Source organism: Streptacidiphilus sp. PAMC 29251, from assembly GCF_054208735.2.
In genome coordinates this window covers 919,053-945,154 of the sequence record NZ_CM135725.2, presented here as the reverse complement: position 1 = coordinate 945,154, position 26,102 = coordinate 919,053, and the positions used below count along the sequence as shown (strand labels likewise).

Below are 26,102 nucleotides of genomic sequence, written 5' to 3'. Positions count from 1 at the left end.
TCTCAGCGGTCGGCGAGCAGCTCCCGGGCCGCGCGGGCGCCGGAGGCCAGGGCGCCCTGGACCGAGCCGGTGGTCCGGTGGTCGCCGCAGACATAACGCCCGGCGCCGAGCCGGGCCGGCCTGGTCAGCGGATGGGGCGCGGGCATCGCCGGGAGCGCGTCGGTGACGGTGTAGCCGGCCAGGTGCTCCCAGTCGGCGGTGTCGGTCCGGTACAGCTCGGCCAGGCGGGTCCGGACCCGCTGCTCCTGGTTCGGGGTCGGGCCGCCCAGCAGCGAGGTGGAGACCAGGGCCCGTCCGTCCGTCGCGTAGCCGGCCGCCACCTCGGTCAGCACCGCGGTGTGCAGCAGGTGCCGGCTGCCGTCGACCAGCAGCACCGGCTCCTCCAGCGGGGAGCGCGGCGCGGCGTAGTAGTGCGTGGTGACGGTCCGTCCGGCCGGGATCTCCAGCTCCGGCAGCAGCGCCCGCGCCGCCCGCGCGCCGGTGGCCACCACCACAGCGTCCGCCGCCAGCTCCGAGCCGTCGTCGAGCAGCACCCCGCCGTCGGTCAGCTCCGCGACCGGGGTGTCGAGGCTGACCGTCCCGGTCGGCAGACCGGCCGCGAGCTGCTCGGGGACGGCCTGGATGCCCTCGTTGGGCAGGCACAGGGTGCCGCGCAGCATGCTGCGCCAGACCAGGTGGAAGAAGCGGCTGGAGGTCTCGAGTTCGTCCTCCAGGAAGACCCCGGCCAGGAAGGGCCGGAAGAAGCTCTCGACCAGCTCGGGGGACAGGTTGGCGTCGGCCAGCGCGGTCAGCGTGGTCCGGTCCGCCGCCCGGCGCAGCAGGGCCGGCGGCGCCAGCATGTCCCTCCCGCTGAGCAGCGCCAGCGCGGCCAGGTCGCGGGCGCCGGCCAGCCGCCCCGGCAACAGGTCGCTGATCCGGCCCGGCTGCCTGGTCGGATCGCTCCAGCGCAGCCGCTGCCCCTCGCGGTCCAGCAGCAGCCCCGGGGTGAACGGGCACAGCTTCAGCGCCCTCAGCTGGAACCGCTGCTTGACCTGCGGATAGGAGGTGTTGAAGACCTGGAACCCCCGGTCCAGCCGAAACCCGGCCCGCAGATCGGTGCGCATCCTGCCGCCGACCCCGTCGGACGCCTCCAGCACCCGCACCGACAGCCCGGCGGCGGTCAGATCATGCGCGCAGGCGAGGCCCGCCAGCCCGGCCCCCACCACCATCACGTCACTGCGGCCCGCCGACCCTGCTGCCATGGAGGACTCCTCGGACGCGGTTCCCTGAGCAGGCCGACCTGTCCGGCCGGCCGCTCCCTGTGATCATCACGCTACCCGCTGTCCGCCCTTCCAGCCCTGATCGACCGGGGGCCGCCGCCGGGGTAATTCCCTTGCCGGTCCCGACGACCCCCGCCTAATACTGCAACCGCATCTGGGCGTGACTTTGAGCGTGGGTGCTCGTTGGTCTGACTGTGTGCCAATGAGTTGACGGTTGAGCAGGTCGAGTCGTGGTCCGAGGGGATAGCCGGGTTTCATGCCCGGTTCGCCCGTCGTTTCGGGAGGTCGGAGCCCCGCGAGCGGGCGTTGGACTACCTGAACGGGTTGCTCGCGCCCCTGGAGCGGAAGAACGGCTGGACGGTGGCCGAGCAGGTCGGGCAGGTGCGTCCCGACGGCGTCCAGCGGTTGCTCAACCACTCCGAGTGGGACGCGGATGCGGTGCGCGATGACGTGCGCGGCTTCGTTGTGGAGAGCATCGGCGCCAGGGACGCCGTGCTGATCGGCGACGACACCGGATTCCTGAAGAAGGGCACGAAGTCCGCAGGCGTCCAGCGCCAGTACACCGGAACCGCGGGCCGCACCGAGAACAGCCAGATCGGGACGTTCCTGGCCTATGCCTCGAGCAGGGGGCGGGCGTTGATCGACCGCGAGCTCTACGTCCCCGTCTCGTGGACTGATGACCGCGCACGCTGCCGGGCCGCGGGGATCGGGGACGAGGTCCCCTTCGCGACCAAGAACGAGCACTTCAAGTGGATGCTGCAGCGCGCCATCGACGCCGGCATCCCCTTCGCATGGGTCACCGCCGACGAGGCGTTCGGGCAGGTGAGGCACCTGCGCGCCTGGCTGGAGGAACGATCGGTGGCGCACGTGCTGGCCACGAAGGTCAACGACATCGTGACCACCGCCCACGGCAGGGCCGCGCAAGTGGACCAACTGATCGCCGACCTGCCCCGGCAGGCGTGGAAGCGCCTGTCGGGGGGCCGGGGCGCACACGGCGAGCGGATCTACGACTGGGCCAGGGTCGCTGTCCGCGAGACCTGGGAGAACGGGTTCGGGCACTGGGTCCTGACCCGTCGCAGCGTCAGCGACCCGAGCGAACTGGCCTACTACGTCTGCTACGGACCGGTCGCCACCCGACTGAAAGACCTGGTCAAGGTGGCTGCTGCCAGGTGGGCGGTGGAGGAGTGCTTCCAGACCGCGAAGGGCGAGTGCGGCCTGGACCACTACCAGGTACGGCTCTACCGGGCCTGGTACCGCCACATCACCCTGTCCATGGCCGCACTCGCCTACCTGACCGCCGTCCGCGCCGAAGAAGCCCAAAAAGGGGAAGCGCCGACAATGCGGACGAGCTCATACCGCTGAGCGTCCCGGAGATCCGCCGACTGATGGGGCACATCGTCGTTGCAGCCCACCACCATGCCAACGAACACCATCTGCACTGGTCACGCTTCCGACGACGAAGCCAGGCCCGCGCCCGCAACTCCCACTACAAACGCCGAGGACACAACCCCCAGATGCGGTTGCAGTACTAAGCTCGCTCCTGCACCTGTAGCCGCCCGTCAGGAGAAGGCCGTTGTTCGTCTGAGACCGGAGACACCGCACCCACGGCGCCCTGCCGTGAGCCCGCGCGTACCCGACCTCGGCGATCACCCCTTTTCTGGGGCGGTTTTTCGTGCGCCCGTTGTGTCTCCCCGCCGTGTTGTCGCTGGACCACCACCAACACCGGGAGCTGCCCCATGTCATCATCACGCCCACCCGCCCCCAGGTCCGCCTCGCTCAGGTGCGCGGGGCTGGACTTCGCCTGGCCCGACGGCCACCCCCTCTTCCAGGGCCTGGACCTGACCGTGGGCCCCGGCCGGACCGGTCTGATCGGGCTCAACGGCTCCGGAAAGTCGACCCTGCTACGGCTGTTCACCGGGGAGCTCGCCCCGTTGGCCGGATCGGTCAAGGTGACCGGGACCCTCGGCCACCTCCCGCAGAACCTCACCCTGGACGCCGGGCTCACCGTCCCGCAGGCCCTCGGCATCGCCCGGGCCCGGGACGCCCTGCACGCGGTCGAACGCGGCGAGGCCACCGCGGAGAACCTGGCCGCGGTCGGCGACGACTGGGACGTCGAGGACCGGGCCCGCGCCGTGCTGGACCGGCTCGGCCTGGGCGGCGTCGGCCTGGACCGCCGGGTCGGCGAGCTGTCCGGCGGCCAGAGCGCGCTGCTGGCCCTGGCCGGAGTGCTGCTGGGCCGCCCGGACGTGCTGCTGCTGGACGAGCCGACCAACAACCTCGACCTCGAGGCCCGGCAGTACCTGCACCGCGCCGTCACCGCCTGGACCGGCCCGCTGCTGCTGGTCAGCCACGACCAGGAACTGCTGGAACTGGTGGACCAGATCGCCGACCTGCGCCAGGGCCGGATCCACGGCTACGGAGGCAGCCTCAGCGACTACCGGGCCGCACTGGCGGTGGAACAGGACGCGGCGGAACGGATGCTGCGGGTCGCCGAGTCCGACGTCCGGCGCCAGCAGCGCGAACTGGTGGAGACCCAGACCAAACTGGCCCACCGCAAGCGCTACGGGCAGAAGATGTACGAGAACAAACGGGAACCGCGCGCCGTGATGAAGCAGCGCAAGCGGCAGGCCCAGGTGTCCTCGGGCCGGCTCCGGATCCAGCAGCAGGACAAGGTCACCGCGGCCCGGGAGCGGTTGGCCGAGGCCGAGTCCTCGGTCCGGGCCGATCCCGAGATCGTGGTCGACCTGCAGGCCACCGCGGTCCCGGCCGGACGCACCGTGCTCACCCTGGCCCAGGTCGTCCCGCAGTTCGCCGCCGAGGGCGTCGTCCCGATCGACCTGTCGGTGCGCGGTCCCGAGCGGATCGCGCTGCTGGGCTCCAACGGCTCGGGCAAGACCACGCTGCTGCGCACCATCGCCGGGGAGTTGGACCCACAGTCCGGCGAGGTGGACTGCCCGGTCCCGCTGCGCTTCCTGCCGCAACGGCTGGACGTGCTGGAAGAGGGGCTCAGCGTGGCCGACAACGTGGCCAGGTTCGCGCCGCGCGCCGGGGACAACCAGATCCGGGCCCGGCTGGCCCGCTTCCTGTTCCGCGGCGGGCGGGCGGACCAACTGGTCGGCTCCCTCTCCGGCGGCGAGCGGTTCCGGGCCACCCTGGCCGCGCTGATGCTCGCGGAGCCGGCCCCGCAACTGCTGCTGCTGGACGAGCCGACCAACAGCCTGGACCTGGCCAGCGTGCGCCAACTGGCCACCGCGCTGGCCTCGTTCCAGGGCGCGCTGATCGTGGCCGGGCACGACCTGCCGTTCCTGGACAGCATCGGCGTCACCCGCCGGCTGCACCTGGACCCGCGCCGGGGGATCAGCACCGGGCAGCCGTGACCTGGGCACAACGCTGAAGGGCCGGAGCGCGGGCGGTTGTCGCCCGGGCTCCGGCCCTTCGGGGTGGTGCGGCTACTTGCGCAGGTCGCGCACGTCCCGGGTGTGCTTGCCCTGGACGGCCTTCTTGTCGTCCACGTAGTCGATGTGCTCGGTGCGGATCTCCTCCTGCACCACGACGTCCTCGGTGACCTCGTCCACGCGCATCCGCACCCGCTCGACCGGGACGGTCTCCTTGGTGACGATGGTGCGCTCCTCGTAGAGCAGCACGTCCTGGTCGGCCTCGATCATCTCGGCCGTGCCCATGGCGGCGGTGCGCTCCCCCTCGGGGATGAGCTCGCGCTCGACATGGACTTCCTGGTGGGTGAGCGGCACGGTCTGCTGCACCTGCTCGGTGGTGACGTACTTGTGCAGGCGGGCGTGGCCGGCCTCGACCCGCTCGGTGCCCACGTGCAGACGCTCCTCGTAGCGCGTCATCTCGTTCCGGGCGTCGAGCGTGCCGTCGGTCCTGGCGTGCGCCGCCGTGGTGGCGTCCGAGCGGTCGGCCGCCAGGCCGCGGCCGGCGGCGGTGCCTACGCCGGCGGCGGTGCCGACACCGGCCGCCGTGCCGACGCCGGCGGCGGTACCGGCCGTCATGCCCGCGCCGGTGCCGGTGCCGGATACCGTGTCGGCCTGGCCGAGGCGGCTCATGCCGCTGTCCGCCGCCGGGGTCTCCGGCCGGCCGAGCCCGTAGTGCTGGTAGAGCGCGCGCTCCTCCTCGACCGACAGGTGACGTCCGGTCTCCAGGTCGGGGGCGCTGTCGACCTGTGCCTTGGCGCAGGTCAGCCGCACCTCGTCCTCGACCATGCTGGCGCCCGCCAGCGGCGCGAAGTGGCCCTTTCCGCCGAACAGGCCGCCCTTGACGGTGACCCACTGCGGCATGCCGGTGCTGTCGTCGAGGTATACCTCCTCGGCCTGACCGATCTTGTGGCCCTGCGCGTCGAGCACCTTGTGGCCGATCACCTGGGTGGGGTCGATCGCTGTACCCATTACTACCTCCAGAGAGGTGAGAGGGAATGCGGCACCCACGCCGGAACATGCACGGCGTTGGAAAAGTGCCTCCTCATTGACGGTGCACCGACCCCACCAAGCCCGCAACTCGGAACGCGCTGGTGGCAGGCGCGTTCCGAGCTGCGTGGGCTTCCCGCTCGAATGGGCTACTTCAGCTTGCTACCTGAAGTCGCTCAGGGCCGCGAGGCTGTTCGCCGCCGGAGCCAGACCCGTCAGCCGGGTCGTGGCCACCGCCGGGCGCACGCCCTGCGGCAGGGTGCCGGCACCGCCGACCAGCGGCAGGCGCAGCGAGGAGTGGGCCAGGTCGACGGTGATCGTCGGCTTGGTGGAGGCCGGGTTGAGCAGCCCGTTGTCGGTTCCGGCCACGATCAGGGCGAGCCGGTGCCCGGCCGGGACCACATGGTCGGTGCCGGCCAGGTTGAAGGTGATCGAGTAGGCCTTGCCCGGGGTGATCGTCGAGGTCTGGTTCAACCCCGCGTAGTGCCCCAGGTCGGCCCAGCCGCGGCTGAAGATGGTGTAGCCGACCTGGCTGGTGTCGGCCGCGGTGTCCAGGAAGCAGGCGCTGTCCCCGGCGGTGCTGTCACCCCAGCAGGAGCGGGTGGTCAGCGTGGTGATGCCGGCCCCGGCCGCCTCGTAGTTGCGGATGGTCGCCGGGCCGAGGTCCACCAGGACCGCGCTGAGGTGGGCGCTCTTGGTGGAGGACTTCACGCTCAGCGTGATCGTGCCGCCGCCCGACATCCGCAGGTCCTTGCTGAGCGCACCGGTGGTGAAGGCGGTCTTCTCCTTGGTGGTGCTGTTCACGTCCGCGGCCCAGTCGTCCTCGCCGAGGCCGGGGTTGTCGGTGAAGCTCGCGGTGCCGCTGCCGGCCGCGGTGGTGAGCGCGCCGGGCTTGAGGTCGATGGTGCTGGTCACGGTCCCGGGCGCGGGCCAGGTGGCGTCCTGGGTCCACTGGTCGGGGGCCCGCTCGATGTCGGCGACCGGGCCGTTCTGGATCCCGTTGTCCACGCCCAGCAGATAGTGGTCGAACCAGCTGTGCAGGGTGTCCACCCAGGCGCCGCGGCGGTAGTCGAAGGGGTCGACATGGCCGGTCTGGGAGAGCCAGATCTTACGGTCCACGCCGGTCTGCGCCAGCGCGGTCCACCACTGCGAGAAGTTGATGTCGCGGACGTTGAGGTCCTGCATCCCGTGCACCACGAAGACGCTGGCCCGCACGTTCGCCGCCGAGGCGACGTAGTCGCGCTGCTGCCACAGGGGGACCAGTTGCCGTTGGCCGGTGAGCCCGCGGCGAGTGCCTTCTGCTCGGCGGAGCAGTTCGCGGCCGCGGTGGAGCTCTCCACGTAGGAGGACAGGTCGGCCGGGGTGCCGTCGTAGAGGGCGGCGCCGTCCGAGCGGTAGTAGTCGTACCAGGAGCTGATCGCGGAGATCGGCACGATGGTCTTCAGGCCGGCGACGCCGGTCGCGGCCACGCCGTTGGCGATGGTGCCGTCCCAGGACTTGCCGATCATGCCGACCGAGCCGTTGGTCCAGCCCGGGGTGACGCTGCTGCCGCCGGTACGGGCGCTGTAGCCGGTGGCGCGGCCGTTCAGCCAGTCCACCACGGCCTTGGCCGAGGTGACGTCGGAGGGGCCGCCGACGTCGACGCAGCCGTCGGAGCGGTTGGTGCCGGCCAGGTCGACCAGCACCACGGCGTAGCCGCGGGAGACGAAGTAGTTGTCGTAGAACAGCGGGAACTGGAGCGGCTTCCCCTGTGCGTCATAGGTCTTGAGCTGGTCCTCGTTGCCGCGCCCGCAGCAGGAGTAGTACGGGCTGGCGTCCATGATGACCGGGATCTTCAGTCCGGCCGCGGCGGGTTCGCTGGGGCGGATGATGTCGGCGGCCACCCGGTCGGTGCGGCCGTTGCCGTCGCCGTCGAGCCCGGTGTCGACCCAGACGGTCTCCCGGACGGCGTTGGCGTAGGAGTAGAGGGGCTGGCTGGCGCCGTTCTGGACGGTGCCGGCCGCGGGGGCCTTGCCGACGCTGCTCGCTCGGGCTGTTGCGGAGCCGAGCAGTGCCACGGTGAGCGCGACGAGGATCGTGGTGACGATGGCGAGCGCGCGGGAGCGACGAATAATCACAAGTGATGAAGGTAGTTCGCGCCGCCCCGGCCCACGAGGGTTTTGACGAGACAGCAACAAAAATCGCATGGCGGGTTCACAGCCGGTTCAGCCGCGGGCCCGCCGGGCCCGGCCTCGTCTGCGGTTCAGCCGTCCGCGCCGGGGCGGCGGCGCGGCGAGCCCGAAGGTCACCGAGATCCTCGCGCCGCCCAGCGGGCCCCGGTCGATCGCCACCGTTCCGCGGGTGGCGGCCGCCGCCCGGCGGGCGATGTCCAGGCCGAGCCCGGTGGACGCGGTGCTGGTGCCCCGGGCCAGCGCGTCGTCCGGATCGGGGATGCCGGGCCCGGCGTCCTCGACGGTGAGCACCACCACCTGGGCCGCCCGGACCAGCCGGACCGCGAAGGCGGTGCCGGGGCCGGTGTGCCGGAAGACATTGCCGACCAGCGCGTCCACCACCGCCGCCAGGTCGTCCTCGGGCAGGTCGACCAGCGCGTCCTCGCCGGTCACCTCCACCAGGCAGCGGCGCTCCTGCTGCTCGGCCAGGGTGGACCAGAAGCCGCCCCGGCGGCGGACCACCTCGGTGGCCCGGCAGAGCACCGGGTCGCCGGCCGGGCGCTGGGCGGTGCCCATGGGGCCGAAGGCGAGCGGGGTGCGCGCGGCGGTGATGATGGTGTGCAGCTCGGACTCCAGATGGGCCACCGCGGCGGTGATCCTGGCGTTGTCCGGGGTGGGGCCCATCCGCTCGGTGGCCAGGTGCAGCGCGGTCAGCGGGGTCCGCATCCGGTGCGACAGATCCGCCACCAACTCGCGTTCCACTGCTAGGAGTTCGAGCATTCGATCGGCCATGGCGTTGAATGCCTGGCCGGCTTCCAGCAGTTCCGGCGGTCCCATCGGCTCCACCCGGGACTCCAGGTCGCCCCGGCCCAGCGCGTGCGCCGCCCGGGACAGCCCGCGCGAGGAGTGCACCACCCGGGACGCCAGCCGGTCGGCGACCAGCACCGAGCCCAGCACCAGACCCAGCGCCAGCAGCGCCATCACCGAGAGCGAGACGGCCACCCCGCGGTCGAGCTCGTCCTTGGGGACGAACTCCTCCACCACGGCCACCCGTCCCTGACCCAGCACCACCGGCTGCAGATAGACCCAGCCGCCGTCCGGCAGGTTCTGCGCCAGTGAGGCGCCCTCGCGCTGGGCCCGGCGCAGCAGCGCCGCCGGGGCGTGGCCGGTGCCGATCGACCGGCCGCCGGGCAGGTGCACGTCCAGCCGGCCGCTCGGGTCGAGGGCGGAGACGGCCTGGCGCAGCTCGGCCGGGTCTGCGGTCAGGGTCAGCACCGGCGCCAGCGCGGCGGCCCGCTGCTCGGCGGCGGTGACCGCCTGGGTCCGCGCCTCGGAGCGGACCAGCAGCGCCAGCGGTATCAGGAAGGACAGCGCCACCATCGAGGTGACCGCCAGGGCCACCCCGGCCAGGGTGCGTCTCACCGGGGGGTCACCAGTTTGATGCCCACCCCGCGCATGGTGCGCAGCAGGCCGGGAGCCGCCGCGCTCTCGCCGAGCTTGCGGCGCAGCGAGGAGAGGTGGACGTCGATGGTCTGGTCCTCGACATAGGGCTCGCGCCACACCTCGGCCAGGATCCGCCGCTTGGAGACCACCAGGTCCGCGTTGGCGGCGAGGAACGAAAGCAGGTCGAACTCGCGGCGGGTCAGCGGGAGTTCCTGCCCGCGGAGATGGGCGGTGCGGGAGCCGGGGTCGATGTGCAGCGGGCCGATCGAGACCGGTGCGCGGAGCAGCGAGGGGCCGTCCTGCAGGTCCTGCGGGGCGGCGGCCGGTCCGGTGTGCGAGGCGGTGCGCCGGAGCACGGCGGCCAGCCTGGCGATCAGCTGGGCCCCGGAGAAGGGCTTCACCAGGTAGTCGTCGGCACCCGCGTTCAGCAGCCGGACGATCTCGGCGTCCTCGTCCCTGGCGGTCACGATCAGCACCGGCACCTGGGAGATGCCGCGGATCATGCGCAGTGCGTCGCTGCCGTCGAGATCGGGCAGGCCCAGATCGAGGATCACCGCGTCGAGCGGTCCCCGGGTGACCTCGCGCAACCCGCCGAACCCGTCCGCCGCGCTGCGCACCACATGGCCGTTCCCGGTCAGGACGTCGATCAGTTCCGCACGTATACCGGGGTCGTCTTCCACGACAAGGACGCTGGCCATGCCGCACACCGTAGCCGATCGGCCGGGCGGCGTCGGACGGCCGGAGCTGAGTCCGTACCGGGGCCCGATCTGCCGCTCGGGGGCGGGGACCGCCATGATGGGGCCGTGCCCCGGCTCTTTCGCTTCTTCCTCATCTGGCTCTCCTGCACCGTGCTCACCGTCAGCGCGGTCTTTCTGACCGTCCGTTTTGTCCTCGGCTCCACGGCCCCGCTGCCCCCCAGCGCACCGGGAGTGACCACGGTGCTCGCTCTGGCGGCGCCGACCGCGACGCTGACGCCGGGGCCCTCGGGGTCGATCGGCGCGCCCACCTCCACGCTCACGCCCACTCCGGACGCCTCGCCCTCGGCGTCGCGTCCGAAGCCCACGTCGTCGACCGCGCCGCCCTCGCACCCGGCCTCGCCGTCGCACTCGGCGCGGCCGCCGTCCTACGACTGCTCCGGCGGGGCCGGTGCGCACAGTTTCGAGACCACCGGCGGGCAGGTGGTGGTGCGCTTCGGGGCGAACGCGATCTGCCTGGTCTCCGCCGTACCGGCGCTGGGCTTCACCACCAGCACCGCGCAGTCCGCGGCCGACATACTAACCGTCACCTTCACCGGCGCGCACCACCGTTCGGAGCTCACCGCGACGCTGCACCCGCAGGCGCAGGAGGCCACCCGCGAGGTCTCCTGGTGACCACAGCGCAGTGTGGGGCTTTCCTTAGCGCAACCTGAAGTTGGCGCCGATCGGTGTTTCGGGAGGTGGGAGCCCCCTAGGGTCGTGTCCGCCGGACCCCCCCGGCGCACGGTCCGAACCACTGAGGTGCCCCTGATGAGTTCTTCCCGCCGCTCCAGCTCGCGCAACGTCTCCTCCGGACAGCACCGGTCGCGGCGCGGCCCGCGACTGCGCCTCGCGGTGACCGGCGCCGCGGCCATCGCCGTGCTCGGCGGGGGAACGGCCTTCGCCTGCCTCGGCGTGCCGGGCCAGTCGTCGGCCGATCACACCGGCGCGCACGGGAACTTCCGGCTCGGCTCCCAGGCCGGGGCCCGAGGGACCGCTCTGCCGACGCCGATCGGGACGCCCTGGTCCACCGCCTCTGCCTCTGCCCCGTCGAAGCACCGTCCTCCGGTGGTGCACCACAGCGCCAAGCCGACCGCTGCCCCGACCTCGCGGCCGACCACCGCGGCGCCCCAGCCGGGCGGCACCACCGCCCCGCCGGCCGGGTCGACCAGCAGCAACAGCAGCGCCGTGCAACAGGTGCTCGATCTGATCAACAAGAACCGGACGGCCGCGGGCCTGGCCCCGTACACCCTGTACTCCGGGCTGAACGCCAGCGCCGCCGCGCACAACAAGGTGATGTCCTCCGGCTGCGGCCTGTCGCACCAGTGCCCCGGCGAGGCGGCCTTCGGCGACCGCGAGATCGCGGCCGGCGTGCACTGGACCTCGGCCGGCGAGAACATCGGCGAGGCCGGCGGCATCAGGGACGACGACGCGGCCATAGCCGCGAGCGCGGTGGGCCTCACCCAGAGCATGCTGAACGAGAAGGCCCCGAACGACGGCCACCGCCAGAACATCCTGAGCAGCAGCTTCACCCGGGTCGGCATAGCCGTCTTCCGCGACGCCTCCGGCACGGTGTGGATGACCCAGGACTTCGCCAACAACGGCTGAGCCTGGTCGGCTGCCCCGCCGGCGTCCGATGACATTTGTCATCGCGGCCGGTGACAGTCCGCACTGCTCCGGGCCGTGATCCGGCCGCAGGCTTGTCGTATGGAGATCGCAGAGAGCGTGGTCGAGGCCGACGGTGTGTGCCGGCGGTACGGGGGCGGCTTCGAGGCCGTGCGCGGAGTGTCGTTCAAGGTGGCGCGGGGCGAGCTGTTCGCGCTGCTGGGGACCAACGGGGCGGGGAAGACCTCCACCGTCGAACTGCTGGAGGGGCTGGCTCGGCCGAGCAAGGGCACGGTCCGGGTGCTGGGCCGCGACCCCTACGCGGAGCGGGCCCAGGTGCGGCCGGAGACCGGGGTGATGCTGCAGGAGGGCGGATTCCCGACCGGCCTCACCGTGGCCGAGACGGCCAGGATGTGGGCCGGCTGCGTCAGCGGAGCCCGGCCGGTGGGGGAGGCCCTGGACATGGTCGGCCTCGGCGCCCGCGGCGGCGTCCGGACCGGACAGCTCTCCGGCGGCGAGCGGCGGCGGCTTGACCTGGCGCTGGCGCTGCTCGGCCGCCCCCAGGTGCTGTTCCTGGACGAGCCGACCACCGGGCTCGACGCCCAGGGGCGGCACGACACCTGGGCACTGGTCCGGGAGCTGACCGCCCAGGGCACCACCGTGCTGCTCACCACGCACTACCTGGAGGAGGCCGAGGCCCTCGCCGACCGGCTCGCGGTGATGCGCGCGGGCCGGATCGTGGCCTGCGGCACCCCGGCCGAGGTGACCGGCTCGCGCCCGTCCCGGATCTCCTTCGACCTGCCCTCGGGCTGGTTCCCCGGCGACCTGCCGCCGCTGCCGGAACTGGGCGTGCTCGGACACGAGCTGCAGGGGCAGCGGATCGTGCTGCACACCGACCGGCTGCAGGCCTCGCTCACCGCGCTGCTCGACTGGGCCCGGGACCGCGGGCTCGACCTGGACCGGCTGGACGCGCGGTCGGCCTCGCTGGAGGAGGCGTTCCTGGCGATCGCCGGCGACACGACGAGCACCGGCGACACCACGGCGGAAGGTGTGCTGCGATGAGCGCGACCACTGCGGTTTCGGAGACGGCGAACACTGGGCGGACCACGTCGACCGGGCGGGTCAGGGCCCTGGGCCGGGCCGAGCTGACGCTGCTGTGGCGCAACCGGGTCGCGCTGGCGACCGCGCTGCTGCTGCCGCTCAGCATGGTGGTGGCGATGCGGCCGGCCCTGTCGAAGTTCGACTTCACGGGGACCGGACTGGACCTCAACACCATGTCGATGAGCAGCGGCGTCGGTTTTGTCCTCGCCTTCGCCGTGTACTACAACCTGGTCACCGCGTATGTGGCCCGGCGCGAGGAACTGGTGCTGAAGCGGCTGCGCACGGGGAGGCGACCGACCTGGAGATCCTGGCCGGGACGGCGCTGCCCACGGTGGCGCTGGCGCTGGCCCAGTGCGCGGTGCTGATGGCGTCCGGGGCGCTGCTGCTGAAACTGGACGCCCCGCAACGGCCCGATCTGCTGCTGGCCGGCCTGCTGCTGGCCCCGGTGCTGCTGGCGGCGCTGGCCGCCGGGTCCACCGTCTTCACCCGCACCGTGGAGCTGGCGCAGTTCACCACCGCGCCGCTGCTGCTGGTGCTGGTGCTGGGCTCGGGTGCGATCCTGCCGCTGGAGGTGCTGCCGCACTGGCTGGCGGAGACCTGCCGTTATCTGCCGATGACACCGGTGATGGACCTGGTCCGGGCGGGCTGGGTGGGCGGTGCCGGGGCCAGGCCGGTGCGGGTGGCCGAGTCGCTCGGCTTGGCGCTGGCCTGGACGGTACTGGCAGTGTTGGCTGCACAGCGGTGGTTCCGCTGGGAACCGCGGCGCTGAGGCTGCGGCTGAGACTGAGGCTGAGGGCCTGGGGAAATCGGGGAAACGATGTCGAGACTGACCGGCTGGTGGGACCGGCGCAGCGATCCGGCCCGGATCGAGCTGTACACGCGCTGGACCTTCCCTTCCTTCGCGCTGACCGGGGTCCTGGTGCTGGCCGGGCCGCTCACCGAGGGCAGCATGAACGGATGGCTGCGGGCCGGATCGTTCGTCCTCGCGGTGGTGCAGGCCGTGCTCTGCGCGCTGCTGTCGTCCCGGGGCCTGGACTGGGCCCTGGGCCGCCGGGCGCGTCCGGTCCGGCTGTTCGTCGCGGTCGGGGTGCTGTCGGGCGGCGGCGCCCTGGCCGCGCTGGCGCTGCGCGGGAGGGCCGGGTTCCCGGACGCCGCGGCGCTGGCCCTGGTGGTGATCCTGGTCGGATTCGGGATGGGCGCCATGGTGCTGGCGATCAGCAGTGTGCGCGGTGCGCTGTTCGGCCTGGTGGGTTCGGCCGTGGGCACCGGAGTGGCGGCGGTGCCGCTGGGCCTGCCGGTCGCCGAGGCCGGGGTGATCACGGTCGCGATCCTGCTGGCCGGCACGGTGATGGCGGTCACCAACGGCTGCTCGGTCTGGCTGCTCAGCACGGTCTGGGAGCTGGACGCGGCCCGGGAGGTGCAGGCGCAGCTCGCGGTCGCCGAGGAGCGGCTGCGGTTCGGTCGGGATCTGCACGATGTGATGGGGCGGAACCTGGCGGTGATCGCGTTGAAGAGCGAACTGGCGGTGCAGTTGGCCCGGCGCGGCCGGCCGGAAGCGGTGGAGCAGATGATCGAGGTGCAGCGGATCGCCCAGGAGTCGCAGCGCGAGGTGCGCGAGGTGGTCCGCGGCTACCGCCGGGCCGACCTGGCGGTCGAGCTGGCCGGCGCGCTGTCGGTGCTGCGTGCGGCGGGAGTCGAGGCACGGGCCGAGGGGGATGCCGAGGGCGAGCGGGGACGCGCCCTGCCGACCGAGGTGCAGGAGGCCCTGGGCTGGGTGATCCGCGAGGCCACCACCAATGTGCTGCGGCACAGCGAGGCGGGGCGGTGCACGATCCGGCTGGCGCTGGCCCTGGGCGGCAGCGCGGTGCTGACCGTCGAGAACGACGGGGTGCCGGAAGCTGTCCTCGGCGGAGCGGCCGGGGCGGCGGGCGCGGCCGGATCGGCCGGATCGGGGCTGGCCGGGCTGCGGGAGCGACTGGCCGCGCTGGGCGGCACCCTGGCCGTGGACGCGGGTCCTGGCGTCTTTCGACTGACCGTCCGGATCCCGCTGCCAGGACGTCGGGACGACAGCTCCAGGGCCGAGGTCCCTGCCGCCGGAGACTCTGCCGTTGGAGACCCTGCCGTCGGACCACGAAAGGCAGGCTCCACCGCATGAGCGACGACCAACGCATCAGGGTGCTGCTGGCCGACGACGAGCACCTGATCCGGGGCGCGGTCGCCGCGCTGCTGTCCTACGAGGACGACCTGCTGGTCGTGGCCGAGGCCGCGACCGGCCCCGAGGCGATCGCGATGGCCCGGGCCCACCGCCCGGACGTGGCCGTCCTCGACCTGCAGATGCCTGGCGGCCTGGACGGCGTGGCGGTCGCCGCCGCGCTGCGGGCCGAGCCCGTCCCCTGCCGGACGATGATCGTCACCGGCCACGGCCGGCCCGGCCACCTCAAGCGGGCCCTGGCCGAGGGAGTGCGCGGTTTTGTGCCGAAGACGGCCTCGGCGCAGCGGCTGGCCGAGATCATCCGGATCGTGCACGCGGGCGGTCGCTATATCGACCCGGACCTGGCCGCCGACGCGATCAGCGCGGGGGAGTCGCCGCTGACGGTGCGTGAGGCCGAGGTGCTGGAACTGGCGGCGGACGGCTCGCCGATCGCCGAGATCGCCCGCCGGGCCTCGCTCTCCCAGGGCACCGTCCGCAACTACCTGTCCTCCGCCGCAGCCAAACTGGACGCGGAGAACCGCCACACCGCGGTCCGGATCGCCCGCGAGCGGGGCTGGGTCTAGCGTCGGTCGGTCCTGTGCAGGCGCTGACCGAGGACTGCCGCCCGTTCAGCCGGTTCGCCTGATGGAGGTGAACAGTTCGGGGCCGCCTGCCTGGAGCCGGTGCTGGGCGGCCCGGCCCAGCCCCCACCACAGCAGTGCGCCCCAGCCGATGCCGATCGGCAGGGCCATCCACTCCAGCGTCGCCGAGTGCCCCGCGGTGCCGGTGATCAGCAGTACGGCGGCCGGGAGCAGGGCGAGTACCGGCAGCGTGATCAGCATCAGGTTGACCTTCAGCTGGCGCTGGGGGTCGGACCGCCGTCAGCGGAGAGCGGAAACGGGGTGAGCACCGAGACGATCAGCAGCAATCCGGCCCCGCCGCCCACCAGCGAGGGCTCTGCGGCCAGCACCCAGGGCCAGGACCAGTCCTGCCCGCTGACCGCTGTGAAGTACCACCGTCAGCACCAGCCCGACCGGACCGACGACCAGTGCCCAGGCGCACTGCCGGCCCCGGACGTCCACCCGCTCCACGGCGGGGATGACCACGGTCAACCACAGCGAGGTGCCATCGTCGCCGTAGAGGTTGGTGAAGCAGGCGGCGGCGATGGCGGTGAACAGCAGTCCGGCGAAGGGCAGCATCAGCTCGACACCGCTCAGTGAAGGGATGACGCAGGCCATGACCCCGACCAGGAACGCGATCATCAGGGAGACGCTGCGCAGCATCGAGCGGGAGTACATCCGCAGTTCCTTGCCGATGACCGCGCCCATGGGCGTGGAGGGCAGCAGCCGACGCTTCGGGGCCGACCGTGCCGCGCTCCGCTTGGGACTGTTGCCCCCGCTCGAGGACATCCTCAGCCTGCGTTCCAGCACGGCGGGCCAGACCAGTGCCAGGGCGAGGGTCAGCACCAGCAGGCCCCCCAGCGCCAGACAGGCCAGGGCCCAGTCGGAGCGCATCGCGGCGCCGACCGCCACCGCGCCCCATCCCGAGGGCAGGATCCGCACCACCGCGGACAGCAGCGGAGAGTGACCGCCGGTCAGGGCCTTGGCGGCGAGCGGCACCAGGGCCGACGCCAGGGACACCAGGGTGATCAGCAGAGCGATCACCATCGCACCGAAGTCGCGTCCGCGCCTGGAGCTGACGGTGGGTCCCAGGATCCCGACGGCCACCGTGGAAGCGGTGACGGCCAGGGCCAGCGTCAGCAGCATGGCCAGCACGCCCACCAGGGCCGCGGCGACGCCGGCCTGCGCCCCGTAGGCGATCACCGCGGCGAACGCGACCAGGCTGAACAGCAGCGAGACGTCGACGAACGCCGCTCCCAGCATGGCGTTGGCCAGCTTGCGCGGCGCGATCGGCAGCAGCTTGAAGTAGTCCAGCCGCAGTTCGCTGTTGTCGCCGGTGAACAGCGGCCCGGTCACCCATCCGATCAGCCAGCCGAACGTCAGCGTGGCCATCACGTCGGTGCCCGCACCGGCCACGTGGTAGTGGGCGAAGCCGGCCAGCAGGGTGCTGATCGCCAGCAACAGGATCACCACGGCCAGCGCCAGGGCGCCGGCGGCGCCCTTCCTGGTACTGGTCCTGCGGCGCAGGATCGCGCCGCGCATCTCGATCAGGACGCCAACCACGACAGGCCCTCCGTTCCACCGGTCCGAGCCCCGACGATGTGCACGAAAGCCTCCTCCAGGGACGTGCTGCCACGCACCTCGTCCAGGGTGCCGTGGGCCTGCACCCGGCCGTGCGCGATCACCGCCACCTGGTCGCAGAGCTGCTCCACCAGCGCCATGACGTGGCTGGAGAAGACGACGGAACCGCCGGAGGCGACGAAGCGCTGCAGGATGATGCGGATGGTGGCGGCCGAGACCGGGTCCACCGCCTCGAACGGCTCATCCAGCAGCAGCAGCCGGGGGCCGTGCAGCAGGGCGGTGGCCAGGGTGATCTTCTTACGCATCCCGGTGGAGTAGTCGACGACCACGGTGTTCTCCACCGAGGGCGCGTCCAACTCCAGTACCTCCAGGAGCTCCTGGGTGCGCTGCTCGACAGTCTCACGAGGTATGCCGCGCAGAAGGCCGATGTACGTGAGTACTTCGCGCCCGGTGAGCCGATCGGGCAGCGCCATGCCGTCGGGCAGGACACCGATCAGAGCCTTGGCGGCGACGGGGTCGGTCCACACGTCGGTACCGAAGATCCGGGCGGTGCCGCCGTCGGGGCGCAGCAGGCCGACGGCCATGTTCAGGGCGGTGGTCTTGCCGGCGCCGTTGGGGCCGACCAGTCCGAAGAAGGAGCCCTGCGGCACCGACAGATCGATGTGGTCGACTGCGACGGTGTCGCCGAACTGCTTGTGGAGACCGGAGAACTGCAGCGCGGGGTGGGCTCCGATGGGGTTCGCGGCGGACTGTGGAGCGGGGGACACGGGTACTCCAGGAGGGAGGGGATGATCGAAAGCGAATCGATCATGACCGGTCGGTAACTGTTCGCGCAGCAGATTGGCCGCATTCCTTTCGGCCCCGGGCACACGGCCACCGGCCATGACGCACCTGCAACTCGACGGCCCGGTGGCGTTGCGCCGGGACGGCGACTGCTCACGGCTGGTGGAACACGAAGCTGAAGTCCTGTGTGCAGCGACCGGTCAGCCCCTGGCCGGAGGTGATCCGTCCGGCGGCGATGTGTTTGGTGACCTCGGCACGTGACAGGGCCAGGCCCGTCGCGATGAGCGCTGTCGTCCGGAGCGGGATGCACTGCGCGAAGCGGACGCCGACGTCGAGGATGTCGGCCTTGGGCAGCTCGTCGGGCCGCATCTTGATGGCCCAGGCGTCGGTCCAGTCGAGTGTGACGTCGTTGCGGTGCGCCAGCTGAGGATCGGCCAGCAGTTTCGCCGCGAGTTCGGGGGAGTCGTCGCGGAAGCCGCTGAGCATCGCGGGCTCGACGGCGCGAACGTGGACGCGCTCCAGCACTGTCAGTTTGACCGTCCGGTCGCACCGGACGCACCGCGCCAGCAGCCAGATGTCGAGGAGCTTGTGGTGTGCGTTGACACGGAACCGTCCTTGGGTTCGGTAGGCCGTGGAGGGACAGGTCCGGCATCGGCGCCGGATGGTCGGAAAGGTCGTCGGGCGTACGAGCCACTCTGTGGTGGCGCGCAGGGGGAAGGTGATGTCGTGCACCTGGGAAGGCCGATCTGCTTCGAGATCCTCGTTGCGAGACGGGCGCGGCACGGACGGATGGCCGTGGCGCCGGATCGATCAGCGGGTGCCACGTGGTGGGCAGCCGGACGGATGACCTGCCGAGGGCACGCTGAAGCAGACCGTCAGCGCAATGGCGCTGCGCGGCCCGGGGCCCGTCAGGGCGCGGCGTGCCTTCTCGGCGCGGTGAACGTCTCAGCTGTTGTACAAGGGGACCGTCCTCGACGGAGCGTGCGGAAGCGCCGGTCGGCGGTCCTGGGGTGACGGCCCGACGGTAACGTCGGCCGCCCGGGCCGCGCCACCGAATTGTTCGCACCGTGGTTCGCCGGACATGCCACGGCCCCACCTGGAAGTCAGCTGGGGCCGTCTGCACTCGGACCGTCAGGCCGACTGCTCCCAGGGCCAGTTCGCCGAGTCTCCGCGGAACCGCTCGGCAGCCTCCAGACGTATCCGCTCCCGTTTCAGTATCCGGTAGTTCGCGTAGAATTCGGTGCTGTATACATCGAAAGTGGGCCAGATAATCCCTGTTGGGTGATTTGGGCAATGAATTTCCGAGGAATTCAAAACCGAATTCCCCTACCCTTGGCTGCAGGGGCGTTTCAAAGCCGCCCGCGTCAGCTCCTGGACCGTCATCGGCCCCGATGCGGCCGGCGCCGTGGCGAAGACCTGCCGGTAGGCACCGCTCAACGCATCAGGCCCCAGCCCCGTCTGCCACACCGGCGGCCGGGCGTCGTAGCCCGCAGCACCGCAGACGTCGGCACCGCCCCGGCCAGCCGCACGGACTCCTCCGCCACGGCCGGCACGGGTGACGCCCCGTCACCCTCCCGGGCCGGGACTGCCCCCTCGGCGAATGAGCGCCACCTCCTCGCGGGCGATCCGCGCATGGTCCAGCCGCTGCCGGGCCGCCTCCGCCTGCACGTCGGCCTCCCGCAGCATCTCCAGCCAGGACTCCAACTCCTCCCGGGCCCGCGCCTCACGGACCTCCAGCAACGCGATCACCGACGGCACCCGCACCTCCACGACCAGGCCAACGCTCCCCACGCTGGCTGCCCGCGACCGGCCACCCCGACTCCACAACCATCCGAAAGTGGCTGGTCATCGAGCTGCAGAGCGGTTCACCACCACGCTTTGAACGACGCCGCCCTGCCCCATCAGCGGACTCTCCCATGAGCCCGCCAATTGAGCACTCACCCGTCCACACCTCAGCCGACCAGTCAGGGGATCAACTTCAAAGACAGGCAATTACATCTGACGGTGGGAGATAGGCTGCTGACATGGCACTTGTTATCAGGTTCATGTCTATTCCGAGCAGCGATGTCCTCGGCCTGGCCGAGTTCTGGGGGAAGGCCCTGGGGCGGCCCGCACGGGGAACCGCTACAGGTGCTCTGATCGCCTTCGCCGACGACGAAGACTCCCCTGGAATCCTGATCGAGGAGGCACCGGGCGAAGGCCGGCATACGGGTCTCGCTCTCAGTCCAGCACATCGCGTACTTCCCGACGAGGTAGTACGGCTTGTGGGGCTGGGTGCTCGGGTCGTCCGCAAGTACCACCGCGGCTTCGGCTTCGGTGAGGTCACACTGGCGGACCCCGAAGGGAACGAATTCCAAGTCGTTTCCAGCACACAGGAGTTGCGAAGGTTCGAGGAGAGTGCTGAGGATCAGGAGCCTGCTGGCTTCTGGGACGACGCCGAGCAGGCCCCTGATCTGACTACTGCCGGAGCTACCTACGCCACGGTCAAGTCAGCACCGGCTCAGTCACAGTAGAGGGTGGCTGTACCGCTGTACTTGTAGGTCGAAGCGGACCCGATCGTGCCGTCGTCGTTGTAGGTGATGGCGAGTGTGGTCTCGGTCCTGTATTGCTTCTAGCGCCTGATCCGGATCCGCTGGACCTACCAGGGCCAGGAAACCGCCGAACGCCTCGCCACCGCCTTCCTTGAGGACCACTTCATCTGGCACTGCGACTACGCCAAGGTGCCGTCCTCCCATCCGCACCCAGGTTCACCTGCTCGCCGCGATGACCGCCACCGGCCTTGTCACCGCCCAGCGCGAGGTGGACGGCAGGACCAACGAATTCACCGTCTTCCGGCCCATGCTCGCCGAGTTCGACCTGACCGACACCGTGGTCACCTTCGACGCCCTGCACTCCCAGACCCTGGCGGGACGTGCCGCTGCTGGGCAAGACCCGCACCACCGCGCACGGCCGGGATGAGATCCGCCGGGTCAAAACTGCCACCGTGGCCGACCTCGGTTTCCCCCACGCTGCGCAGGCCGGCGCGGCCGGAGGGAGCGCTCAGCCTCGGCCGGCGCGGGTGCGGCGGCGGTAGTGGGTCAGCATGATGGCGGCGCCGGCCAGGAGGAGGGTGGCGCCCAGCGAGGCGAGGACGGTGGTGCCGTGGCTCTGGCCGGTCTCGGCGAGGACCGCGGCGGCGCGGCGGTGGCCGGCGGGTGAGACGGTCGCGGCCGGTGTCGCCCGTCCCGCCGGTCCCGCCGGTGTCGCCGGTGTCGCGGCACTGAGCGGGACCGGTGCTGCGCTGCTCGGGCTGGTGCTCGGGGTGGGGTCTGGGCCCATGTCCATATTGGGATCCATCGACGGGGTGGGGGCCGGGGCGCTGCTGCCGCTGCCGTCGAAGACGACGTCCGAGCAGGAGTAGAAGGCCTCGGGGCTGTCGCTGCGCTGCCAGATCGCGTAGATCAGCTGTCGGCCGGTCAGCCCGGCCGGGACCGTCGCCGGCATCACATAGGAGCCGTCGACCAGCGGCGGGTCGGCAACCGTCAGAAACGGCTTTGCGTCGAGATTTGACCAGGTCAGCGGCTTGGTCGGGTCGTAGCTGGCGTTGGTGACGAATAGTTGGAAGCTGCCCTTGTGCGGGGCGGTGGCCCGGAACCGGAAGGTGAAGGGCTTGCCCGCGGTCAGGTTGGTGGCGGGCCAGTCGGCGCGCGCCAGATCCAGCCCGTGGTACTCGGCCTGACCGGCGCTGCACAACTGCCCGTCGGGGATGATCTGCCGGCTGCGCCCGTCCGCGTCGCCGATGCGCAGGCTCATCCAGTCGTACAGCGGCGCCGGTCCGGCGACGGCGACCATGGCCTTGCAGGCGGCCGAGGTGGGGTTTTCGGGGCCCTCCAGGTAGCAGCCCTCCACCCGGCTCAGGGGATCCTGCATCGAACCGTGCGCGGACGCGCTTCCCGCTCCCGCGGTGACGGCCAGGGTGCCGGCCGACAGCAGCAGGCCGAGGACGGTCAGGAAGCGGCGGCGGGAGAGTGTGGGCTTGGAACTGGGCTTGGAACTGGGCTTGACACTGGGCATGGCGGCAGGAATTCCTTTGCCGTGGGAAGTCGGGGAAGCGCTCACACTAGCCGCCCGCATTGGCCCGACCGGCGCTGACAAAGCGTCATTAGGGGCGTCTTAATGGTCAGTTGAGACTTCGGCCGGATATCCGGAAAGTGCAGGACGTATGTGTGCTGCCGATGCAATGATGCAGCTCGTCGCCTGCTGGTAATCGGCGATGAAAGGATTTCCGAAAGAAAAGTGACATTAATGAACGCAGTTCGCACGAATTCGGTGCGGCGTCACGCCATGCCTACCGAACGGCGTCGGCCCTCGTCCGCGGTGCTCGCCCTGCTGGCTCTGGGGGCCACGGCTGCGGCGATCACCACACTCGTGGAGGCGACCGGGCCGTCCGTCGGCCGTCCGTCGCCCCAGGCACCGGTGGCGACCGTGCCCGCTTCTGTCGCACCGTCAACAGCGAGCAGCAGCATCGGAGTTGCGGTCCAGGTCAGCGCACCGGCGACGCCCCGGAAGACTGCTACCGCAGCCCCGGTGGCGAGGCCGAAGCCCGTGGTGTTCGCCCCGCGCGAGCCGACCGTGCTGGGGCCGGGCGACCGCGGACCCGCTGTCGCCGAACTGCAACGGCGACTGTTCGCGCAGGGTTTCACCTATGTGGCGATCACCGGTGTCTACGACCGGGCCACCGTCCGCGGTGTCACCCAACTCCAGCAGAACTGGGGGATCACCGGCGATCCGACCGGGGTCTACGGCGCTCATAGTCAGGCCGCTCTGGGCGCCAATCCCTGATCCCTGATGGACCTGTGGGGCTCAGGGGCAGCGGCGGCACCGGCCGGCACGCCGGTACCGCCGCTGTGCTCAGTCCTGCGCGGTCGCCGCCACAGCGGCTGAGCGGTCGGCGAGGGCATCCTGACGGTGGCTCAGCAGGGAGTCCAGGACCTCGCCGGCCCTGATCGCGGTGGTGGACAGCAGGGTGGAACTGAGTCCGTGGCTGTGCTCGGTTCCACCCTGGAGGTAGATCCCCGCGCTGGTCGCCGCTGTGGTCTCGACCCGGTGGTCGCGGCCGACGCGGACGCTGTCCCCGTCGTCGTGCAGGCAGAGCTTGGCGGCCCGGCCGAGCAGCGGGCCCAGTTCCTGCGGGCGGTAGCCGGTGGCGTACACCAGCAGATCGGCGGGGAGGACATCGCGTTCCCCGGTGGGCAGGAACTCGACGGTGACGTCGAGCCCGTGGTCCCGTTCCTCGACCTCGCGGATCCGGGAGACATTGAGCATCCGCAGCCGCTCGCGCCCCTGGACCTTCTCCCGGTACATGGTGGCGTACAGGGCCTCGATCAGATCCATGTCGACCACCGAGTAGTTGGTGCTGCGGTGGTAGTCGAACAGGGACTGTTTCACCGCGGGCGGCGCGTGGAAGTAGAGGTCGACCGCCTCGGGATCGAAGATCCGGTTGGCGAAGGGGCTGTCGTCGGCCGGGGTGTAGCCGTACTTGGCGAAGACCGCGCAGACCTCGGCCTCGGGGAAGCTGCGGTGCAGGTAGTCCACCGCCTCGGCCGCGCTCTGCCCGGCGCCGAGCACAAAGGCCCGGCGTACGGGTTCTGAAGACACAGCCAACTCGGCCACCCGGGGCAGCAGTTCGCTGGTGTGCCAGACCCGGTCCGAGCGGACGGCGTCCGGCGGCAGATGCGGTTCCAGGCCCACCGCCACGCAGATGTTGCGGGTCCGCCGGACCAGCGTGCGGTCCGGCGCGGCCGGGTCGCGACTGAGCACGTCGAACCAGCGGATCTCGCCGTCCTCGCCGGTCACCGGCTCCACGGCCAGCACCTCGGACCCGTACTCGACCAGGTGCCGCACCCGGGCCGCGGCCCAGGCGAAGTAGTCGTGGAACTCGATCCGCAGCGGGAAGAGCGTCTTCGCGTTGAGGAAATCCACCAGCCGGCCCTGCTCCCGCAGGTAGCAGAGGAAGCTGTAGTCGCTGGTGGGGTTGCGCATGGTGACCAGGTCCTTGAGGAAGGAGACCTGCATCGTCGCGTCGTCGATCAGCATGCCCCGGTGCCAGCCGAAGCCCTGCTGCCGTTCCAGGAAGCCTGCCCGGATCTCCCCCTCGGCGGGAGCGTTCTCGTTGTACTCGTCAATGGCTATGGCCAACGCCAGGTTTGACGGCCCGAAGCCGATCCCGAGGATGTCATAGATGGTGTCCGGCTCACGTGGCAGTGGGTTCACTGCGGCATCGCCTCCCTTTGCGTGCCACAGCCTAGATAAGGTTAGCCTTACCTTGCAAGCACGCCCTCCAAGGAGAGGATCCACCATGCGGGTCGTCACGTTCGGTTACCAGACCTGGGGCCATCGCACCCTCCAGGCGCTGCTGGGGTCCGGCCACGAGGTGGTCCTGGCCGTCACCCACCCCAAGAGCGAGCACGCGTACGAGAAGATCTGGGACGACTCGGTCGCCGACCTCGCCGAGAAGCACGGCGTCCCGGTGCTGCTGCGCAACCGGCCGGACGACCCCGAACTGCTCGCCGCGCTGCGGGAGGCGGCACCGGACCTCATCGTCGCCAACAACTGGCGCACCGTGCTGCCGCCCGCCGTCTTCGACCTGCCGCCGCACGGCACGCTCAACATCCATGACTCGCTGCTGCCCGCCTACGCGGGCTTCTCGCCGCTGATCTGGGCCCTGGTCAACGGCGAGCCGGAGGTCGGTCTGACCGCGCACCGGATGAACGCGGAGCTGGACGCGGGCGACATCCTGCTGCAGCGGTCGGTGCCGGTCGGGCCCACCGACACGGTGACCGACCTGTTCCACCGCACCGTCGACCTGATCGAGCCGACCGTGCACGAGTCGCTCGACCTGATCGCCTCCGGCCGGGCCCGCTGGACCCCGCAGGACCGCGGCCGGGCGAGTTTCTTCCACAAGCGGTCGATCGAGGACAGCCGGATCGACTGGAACTGGCCGGCCGAAGACCTGGACCGGCTGGTGCGGGCCCAGTCCGACCCGTACCCCAATGCGTTCACCCACCACCGGGGCCGGCGGCTGCGGATCACCTCGGCCGAGGTCTCGCAGGCCTGCTACGGGGGGACGCCCGGGCGGATCTTCATCCGGGAGGGGGAGGGGGTGGTCATCGTCGCCGGAGCCGAAGCCCGGAACGGGCGGCTGCGCGGACTGGTGGTCAAGCGGGTGCGCACCGAGGACGGCGCCGAGCATGCCGCCACGGACTACTTCCGCACCATGGGCGGCTACCTGACGGCCCGCGCGTGAGCGGGGCGCTCGCGGTCACCGACAAACCGGCTGACGAGTTGTCGGCGCTGGAACCGCTGCGCGGCACGACCGTGGTGGTGAAGTACGGCGGCAGCGCGATGGCCGACGGTGGGCTCGGACGGTCCTTCGCGGAGGACATGGTGGCGCTGCGCCGGGCCGGGGTCCGGCCGGTGGTGGTGCACGGGGGTGGCCCGCAGATCGGCGTGCAGTTGGGGCGGCTGGGGCTGGAGGCCCCGTTCCTGCAGGGCCTGCGGGTCACCACCCCGGAGACCATGGACGTGGTGCGGATGGTCCTCGCGGGCAAGGTCCAGCGGGAGCTGGTCGGGCTGCTGAACGCCCACGGCCCGTACGCGGTCGGCATCAGCGGCGAGGACGCGCACACCCTCACCGCGGTGAAGCGGTATGCCGAGGTCGGCGGCGAGCGGGTGGACATCGGCCTGGTCGGCGAGGTGACCCGGGTGAATGTCGCGGTGCTGGAGCTGCTGCTGGACCACGGGCACATCCCGGTGGTCTCCTCCATCGGGCGCGGTGAGGACGGCCAGGTCTACAACATCAACGCCGACACGGCGGCGGGGGCGGTGGCAGCCGCGCTCGGTGCGCGGCTGCTGGTGGTACTCACGGACGTGCCCGGGCTCTACCGGGACTGGTCCGGGGGTGAGCAGGATGAGGGCGGTGACCAGGTCCTGGACCGGATCGGCGCGGCGGAGCTCGAGCGGTTGCTGCCGCGGCTGACCGGCGGGATGGGACCGAAGATGGAGGCCTGCCTACGCGCGGTCCGCGGCGGCGTGGAGGCGGTCCGCGTCCTCGACGGCCGCGTGCCGCACGCCGTCCTGACGGGCGTGACCGGGTCGGCCGGCACCACGGTCCTGCCGGAGCTGCCCGAGTAGCCGCAGATCCGGCCCGGCGCGGCCGGCCGGGCCGGGTGCCGC

The 26,102-nt window shown here is 71.4% G+C and carries 23 protein-coding genes and 2 pseudogenes; 13 read left to right on the top strand and 12 right to left on the bottom strand.

The window, feature by feature from the left end; genetic code table 11:
* Nucleotides 1–2: 2 nt before the first annotated feature.
* The gene (locus ACXKR8_RS04395) at nucleotides 3–1,241 is read right to left on the bottom strand and encodes an NAD(P)/FAD-dependent oxidoreductase (RefSeq protein WP_458271580.1); all 1,239 of its coding nucleotides are present in this window, start codon (nucleotides 1,239–1,241) and stop codon (nucleotides 3–5) included.
* 225 nt (nucleotides 1,242–1,466) lie between these two features.
* On the opposite strand from ACXKR8_RS04395, the gene ACXKR8_RS04390 reads away from it, so the two are divergent.
* Both ACXKR8_RS04390 and ACXKR8_RS04385 read left to right on the top strand, forming a co-directional pair.
* Nucleotides 1,467–2,621: an IS701 family transposase gene (locus tag ACXKR8_RS04390; RefSeq protein ID WP_458271579.1), complete on the top strand. Its 1,155-nt coding sequence runs from the start codon at nucleotides 1,467–1,469 to the stop codon at nucleotides 2,619–2,621.
* A 374-nt stretch (nucleotides 2,622–2,995) separates the two neighbouring features.
* Nucleotides 2,996–4,636, top strand: coding sequence for an ABC-F family ATP-binding cassette domain-containing protein (locus ACXKR8_RS04385; protein WP_458271578.1), 1,641 nt, complete (start codon nucleotides 2,996–2,998; stop codon nucleotides 4,634–4,636).
* A gap of 72 nt (nucleotides 4,637–4,708) precedes the next feature.
* Here ACXKR8_RS04385 and ACXKR8_RS04380 read toward each other — a convergent pair whose 3' ends face one another.
* The 4 genes and pseudogenes from ACXKR8_RS04380 to ACXKR8_RS04365 form a co-directional block, all read right to left on the bottom strand.
* Nucleotides 4,709–5,662, bottom strand: coding sequence for a YsnF/AvaK domain-containing protein (locus ACXKR8_RS04380; RefSeq protein ID WP_458271577.1), 954 nt, complete (start codon nucleotides 5,660–5,662; stop codon nucleotides 4,709–4,711).
* A 180-nt stretch (nucleotides 5,663–5,842) separates the two neighbouring features.
* Nucleotides 5,843–7,866, bottom strand: a pseudogene (locus ACXKR8_RS04375) (Xaa-Pro dipeptidyl-peptidase).
* An 18-nt stretch (nucleotides 7,867–7,884) separates the two neighbouring features.
* Nucleotides 7,885–9,252: a sensor histidine kinase gene (locus ACXKR8_RS04370; protein ID WP_458271575.1), complete on the bottom strand. Its 1,368-nt coding sequence runs from the start codon at nucleotides 9,250–9,252 to the stop codon at nucleotides 7,885–7,887.
* Entirely contained in the window at nucleotides 9,249–9,971 is a 723-nt protein-coding gene (locus ACXKR8_RS04365; RefSeq protein ID WP_458271574.1) for a response regulator transcription factor, read from the bottom strand. The genes ACXKR8_RS04370 and ACXKR8_RS04365 overlap by 4 nt, the downstream gene beginning before the upstream one ends.
* A 105-nt stretch (nucleotides 9,972–10,076) precedes the next feature.
* On the opposite strand from ACXKR8_RS04365, the gene ACXKR8_RS04360 reads away from it, so the two are divergent.
* The 6 genes and pseudogenes from ACXKR8_RS04360 (at nucleotide 10,077) to ACXKR8_RS04335 (ending at nucleotide 15,488) form a co-directional block, all read left to right on the top strand.
* Nucleotides 10,077–10,643: a hypothetical protein gene (locus tag ACXKR8_RS04360; protein WP_458271573.1), complete on the top strand. Its 567-nt coding sequence runs from the start codon at nucleotides 10,077–10,079 to the stop codon at nucleotides 10,641–10,643.
* Nucleotides 10,644–10,778: 135 nt separating this feature from the next.
* Nucleotides 10,779–11,615 carry a CAP domain-containing protein gene (locus ACXKR8_RS04355; RefSeq protein WP_458271572.1) on the top strand — a complete coding sequence of 279 codons (837 nt, stop codon included), beginning with the start codon at nucleotides 10,779–10,781 and terminating at the stop codon, nucleotides 11,613–11,615.
* Nucleotides 11,616–11,714: 99 nt separating this feature from the next.
* A complete protein-coding gene (locus ACXKR8_RS04350; protein WP_458271571.1) occupies nucleotides 11,715–12,674 on the top strand; it encodes an ABC transporter ATP-binding protein in 960 nt (319 codons plus the stop codon).
* Nucleotides 12,671–13,482, top strand: a pseudogene (locus ACXKR8_RS04345) (ABC transporter permease). Before ACXKR8_RS04350 ends, ACXKR8_RS04345 begins: the two are co-directional and overlap by 4 nt.
* A gap of 48 nt (nucleotides 13,483–13,530) precedes the next feature.
* The gene (locus ACXKR8_RS04340; protein ID WP_458271569.1) at nucleotides 13,531–14,868 is read left to right on the top strand and encodes a sensor histidine kinase; all 1,338 of its coding nucleotides are present in this window, start codon (nucleotides 13,531–13,533) and stop codon (nucleotides 14,866–14,868) included.
* Nucleotides 14,865–15,488: a response regulator gene (locus ACXKR8_RS04335; protein WP_458271568.1), complete on the top strand. Its 624-nt coding sequence runs from the start codon at nucleotides 14,865–14,867 to the stop codon at nucleotides 15,486–15,488. The genes ACXKR8_RS04340 and ACXKR8_RS04335 overlap by 4 nt, the downstream gene beginning before the upstream one ends.
* A 45-nt stretch (nucleotides 15,489–15,533) precedes the next feature.
* Here the strand turns inward: ACXKR8_RS04335 and ACXKR8_RS04330 are convergent, their stop codons facing one another.
* From ACXKR8_RS04330 to ACXKR8_RS04310, 5 genes are all read right to left on the bottom strand, one after another.
* Entirely contained in the window at nucleotides 15,534–15,746 is a 213-nt protein-coding gene (locus ACXKR8_RS04330) for a hypothetical protein (RefSeq protein WP_462100324.1), read from the bottom strand.
* Between the two features lie 39 nt (nucleotides 15,747–15,785).
* Entirely contained in the window at nucleotides 15,786–17,087 is a 1,302-nt protein-coding gene (locus tag ACXKR8_RS04325; protein WP_462100323.1) for a hypothetical protein, read from the bottom strand.
* Nucleotides 17,072–17,872, bottom strand: a complete 801-nt coding sequence (locus ACXKR8_RS04320) for an ABC transporter ATP-binding protein (RefSeq protein ID WP_458271566.1) — start codon at nucleotides 17,870–17,872, stop codon at nucleotides 17,072–17,074. Before ACXKR8_RS04320 ends, ACXKR8_RS04325 begins: the two co-directional genes overlap by 16 nt.
* A gap of 169 nt (nucleotides 17,873–18,041) precedes the next feature.
* On the bottom strand, nucleotides 18,042–18,620 hold the full coding sequence (locus tag ACXKR8_RS04315; RefSeq protein WP_458271565.1) for a DUF1062 domain-containing protein: 579 nt from the start codon (nucleotides 18,618–18,620) through the stop codon (nucleotides 18,042–18,044).
* A gap of 834 nt (nucleotides 18,621–19,454) precedes the next feature.
* Nucleotides 19,455–19,679 carry a hypothetical protein gene (locus ACXKR8_RS04310; RefSeq protein ID WP_458271564.1) on the bottom strand — a complete coding sequence of 75 codons (225 nt, stop codon included), beginning with the start codon at nucleotides 19,677–19,679 and terminating at the stop codon, nucleotides 19,455–19,457.
* Between the two features lie 233 nt (nucleotides 19,680–19,912).
* On the opposite strand from ACXKR8_RS04310, the gene ACXKR8_RS04305 reads away from it, so the two are divergent.
* Nucleotides 19,913–20,401 (top strand): VOC family protein, encoded by a 489-nt coding sequence (locus tag ACXKR8_RS04305; protein WP_458271563.1) that lies wholly within the window; start codon nucleotides 19,913–19,915, stop codon nucleotides 20,399–20,401.
* A gap of 250 nt (nucleotides 20,402–20,651) precedes the next feature.
* On the top strand, nucleotides 20,652–20,846 hold the full coding sequence (locus ACXKR8_RS04300) for a hypothetical protein (protein WP_458271562.1): 195 nt from the start codon (nucleotides 20,652–20,654) through the stop codon (nucleotides 20,844–20,846).
* An 81-nt stretch (nucleotides 20,847–20,927) separates the two neighbouring features.
* On the opposite strand, the gene ACXKR8_RS04295 is transcribed toward ACXKR8_RS04300, so the two are convergent.
* The gene (locus ACXKR8_RS04295; RefSeq protein ID WP_458271561.1) at nucleotides 20,928–21,941 is read right to left on the bottom strand and encodes a lytic polysaccharide monooxygenase auxiliary activity family 9 protein; all 1,014 of its coding nucleotides are present in this window, start codon (nucleotides 21,939–21,941) and stop codon (nucleotides 20,928–20,930) included.
* Between the two features lie 270 nt (nucleotides 21,942–22,211).
* Here ACXKR8_RS04295 and ACXKR8_RS04290 point away from each other — a divergent pair, with 270 nt between their 5' ends.
* On the top strand, nucleotides 22,212–22,709 hold the full coding sequence (locus ACXKR8_RS04290; protein WP_458271560.1) for a peptidoglycan-binding domain-containing protein: 498 nt from the start codon (nucleotides 22,212–22,214) through the stop codon (nucleotides 22,707–22,709).
* A 69-nt stretch (nucleotides 22,710–22,778) separates the two neighbouring features.
* On the opposite strand, the gene ACXKR8_RS04285 is transcribed toward ACXKR8_RS04290, so the two are convergent.
* Nucleotides 22,779–24,140: a lysine N(6)-hydroxylase/L-ornithine N(5)-oxygenase family protein gene (locus ACXKR8_RS04285; RefSeq protein ID WP_458271559.1), complete on the bottom strand. Its 1,362-nt coding sequence runs from the start codon at nucleotides 24,138–24,140 to the stop codon at nucleotides 22,779–22,781.
* 85 nt (nucleotides 24,141–24,225) lie between these two features.
* On the opposite strand from ACXKR8_RS04285, the gene ACXKR8_RS04280 reads away from it, so the two are divergent.
* Both ACXKR8_RS04280 and argB read left to right on the top strand, forming a co-directional pair.
* Nucleotides 24,226–25,173, top strand: coding sequence for a methionyl-tRNA formyltransferase (locus ACXKR8_RS04280; RefSeq protein WP_458271558.1), 948 nt, complete (start codon nucleotides 24,226–24,228; stop codon nucleotides 25,171–25,173).
* Complete coding sequence (argB, locus tag ACXKR8_RS04275) at nucleotides 25,170–26,060, top strand: acetylglutamate kinase (protein ID WP_458271557.1); 891 nt, start codon at nucleotides 25,170–25,172, stop codon at nucleotides 26,058–26,060. The genes ACXKR8_RS04280 and argB overlap by 4 nt, the downstream gene beginning before the upstream one ends.
* Nucleotides 26,061–26,102: the final 42 nt, after the last annotated feature.

Coding starts and splice junctions, on each gene's coding strand:
- ACXKR8_RS04395 (WP_458271580.1), bottom strand. CDS start 1,241: ATGGCAGCAGGGTCGGCGGGCCGCAGTGACGTGATGGTGGTGGGGGCC.
- ACXKR8_RS04385 (WP_458271578.1), top strand. CDS start 2,996: ATGTCATCATCACGCCCACCCGCCCCCAGGTCCGCCTCGCTCAGGTGC.
- ACXKR8_RS04380 (WP_458271577.1), bottom strand. CDS start 5,662: ATGGGTACAGCGATCGACCCCACCCAGGTGATCGGCCACAAGGTGCTC.
- ACXKR8_RS04365 (WP_458271574.1), bottom strand. CDS start 9,971: ATGGCCAGCGTCCTTGTCGTGGAAGACGACCCCGGTATACGTGCGGAA.
- ACXKR8_RS04355 (WP_458271572.1), top strand. CDS start 10,779: ATGAGTTCTTCCCGCCGCTCCAGCTCGCGCAACGTCTCCTCCGGACAG.
- ACXKR8_RS04350 (WP_458271571.1), top strand. CDS start 11,715: ATGGAGATCGCAGAGAGCGTGGTCGAGGCCGACGGTGTGTGCCGGCGG.
- ACXKR8_RS04340 (WP_458271569.1), top strand. CDS start 13,531: ATGTCGAGACTGACCGGCTGGTGGGACCGGCGCAGCGATCCGGCCCGG.
- ACXKR8_RS04335 (WP_458271568.1), top strand. CDS start 14,865: ATGAGCGACGACCAACGCATCAGGGTGCTGCTGGCCGACGACGAGCAC.
- ACXKR8_RS04330 (WP_462100324.1), bottom strand. CDS start 15,746: ATGCTGATCACGCTGCCGGTACTCGCCCTGCTCCCGGCCGCCGTACTG.
- ACXKR8_RS04305 (WP_458271563.1), top strand. CDS start 19,913: ATGGCACTTGTTATCAGGTTCATGTCTATTCCGAGCAGCGATGTCCTC.
- ACXKR8_RS04300 (WP_458271562.1), top strand. CDS start 20,652: ATGACCGCCACCGGCCTTGTCACCGCCCAGCGCGAGGTGGACGGCAGG.
- ACXKR8_RS04295 (WP_458271561.1), bottom strand. CDS start 21,941: ATGCCCAGTGTCAAGCCCAGTTCCAAGCCCAGTTCCAAGCCCACACTC.
- ACXKR8_RS04290 (WP_458271560.1), top strand. CDS start 22,212: ATGCCTACCGAACGGCGTCGGCCCTCGTCCGCGGTGCTCGCCCTGCTG.
- ACXKR8_RS04280 (WP_458271558.1), top strand. CDS start 24,226: ATGCGGGTCGTCACGTTCGGTTACCAGACCTGGGGCCATCGCACCCTC.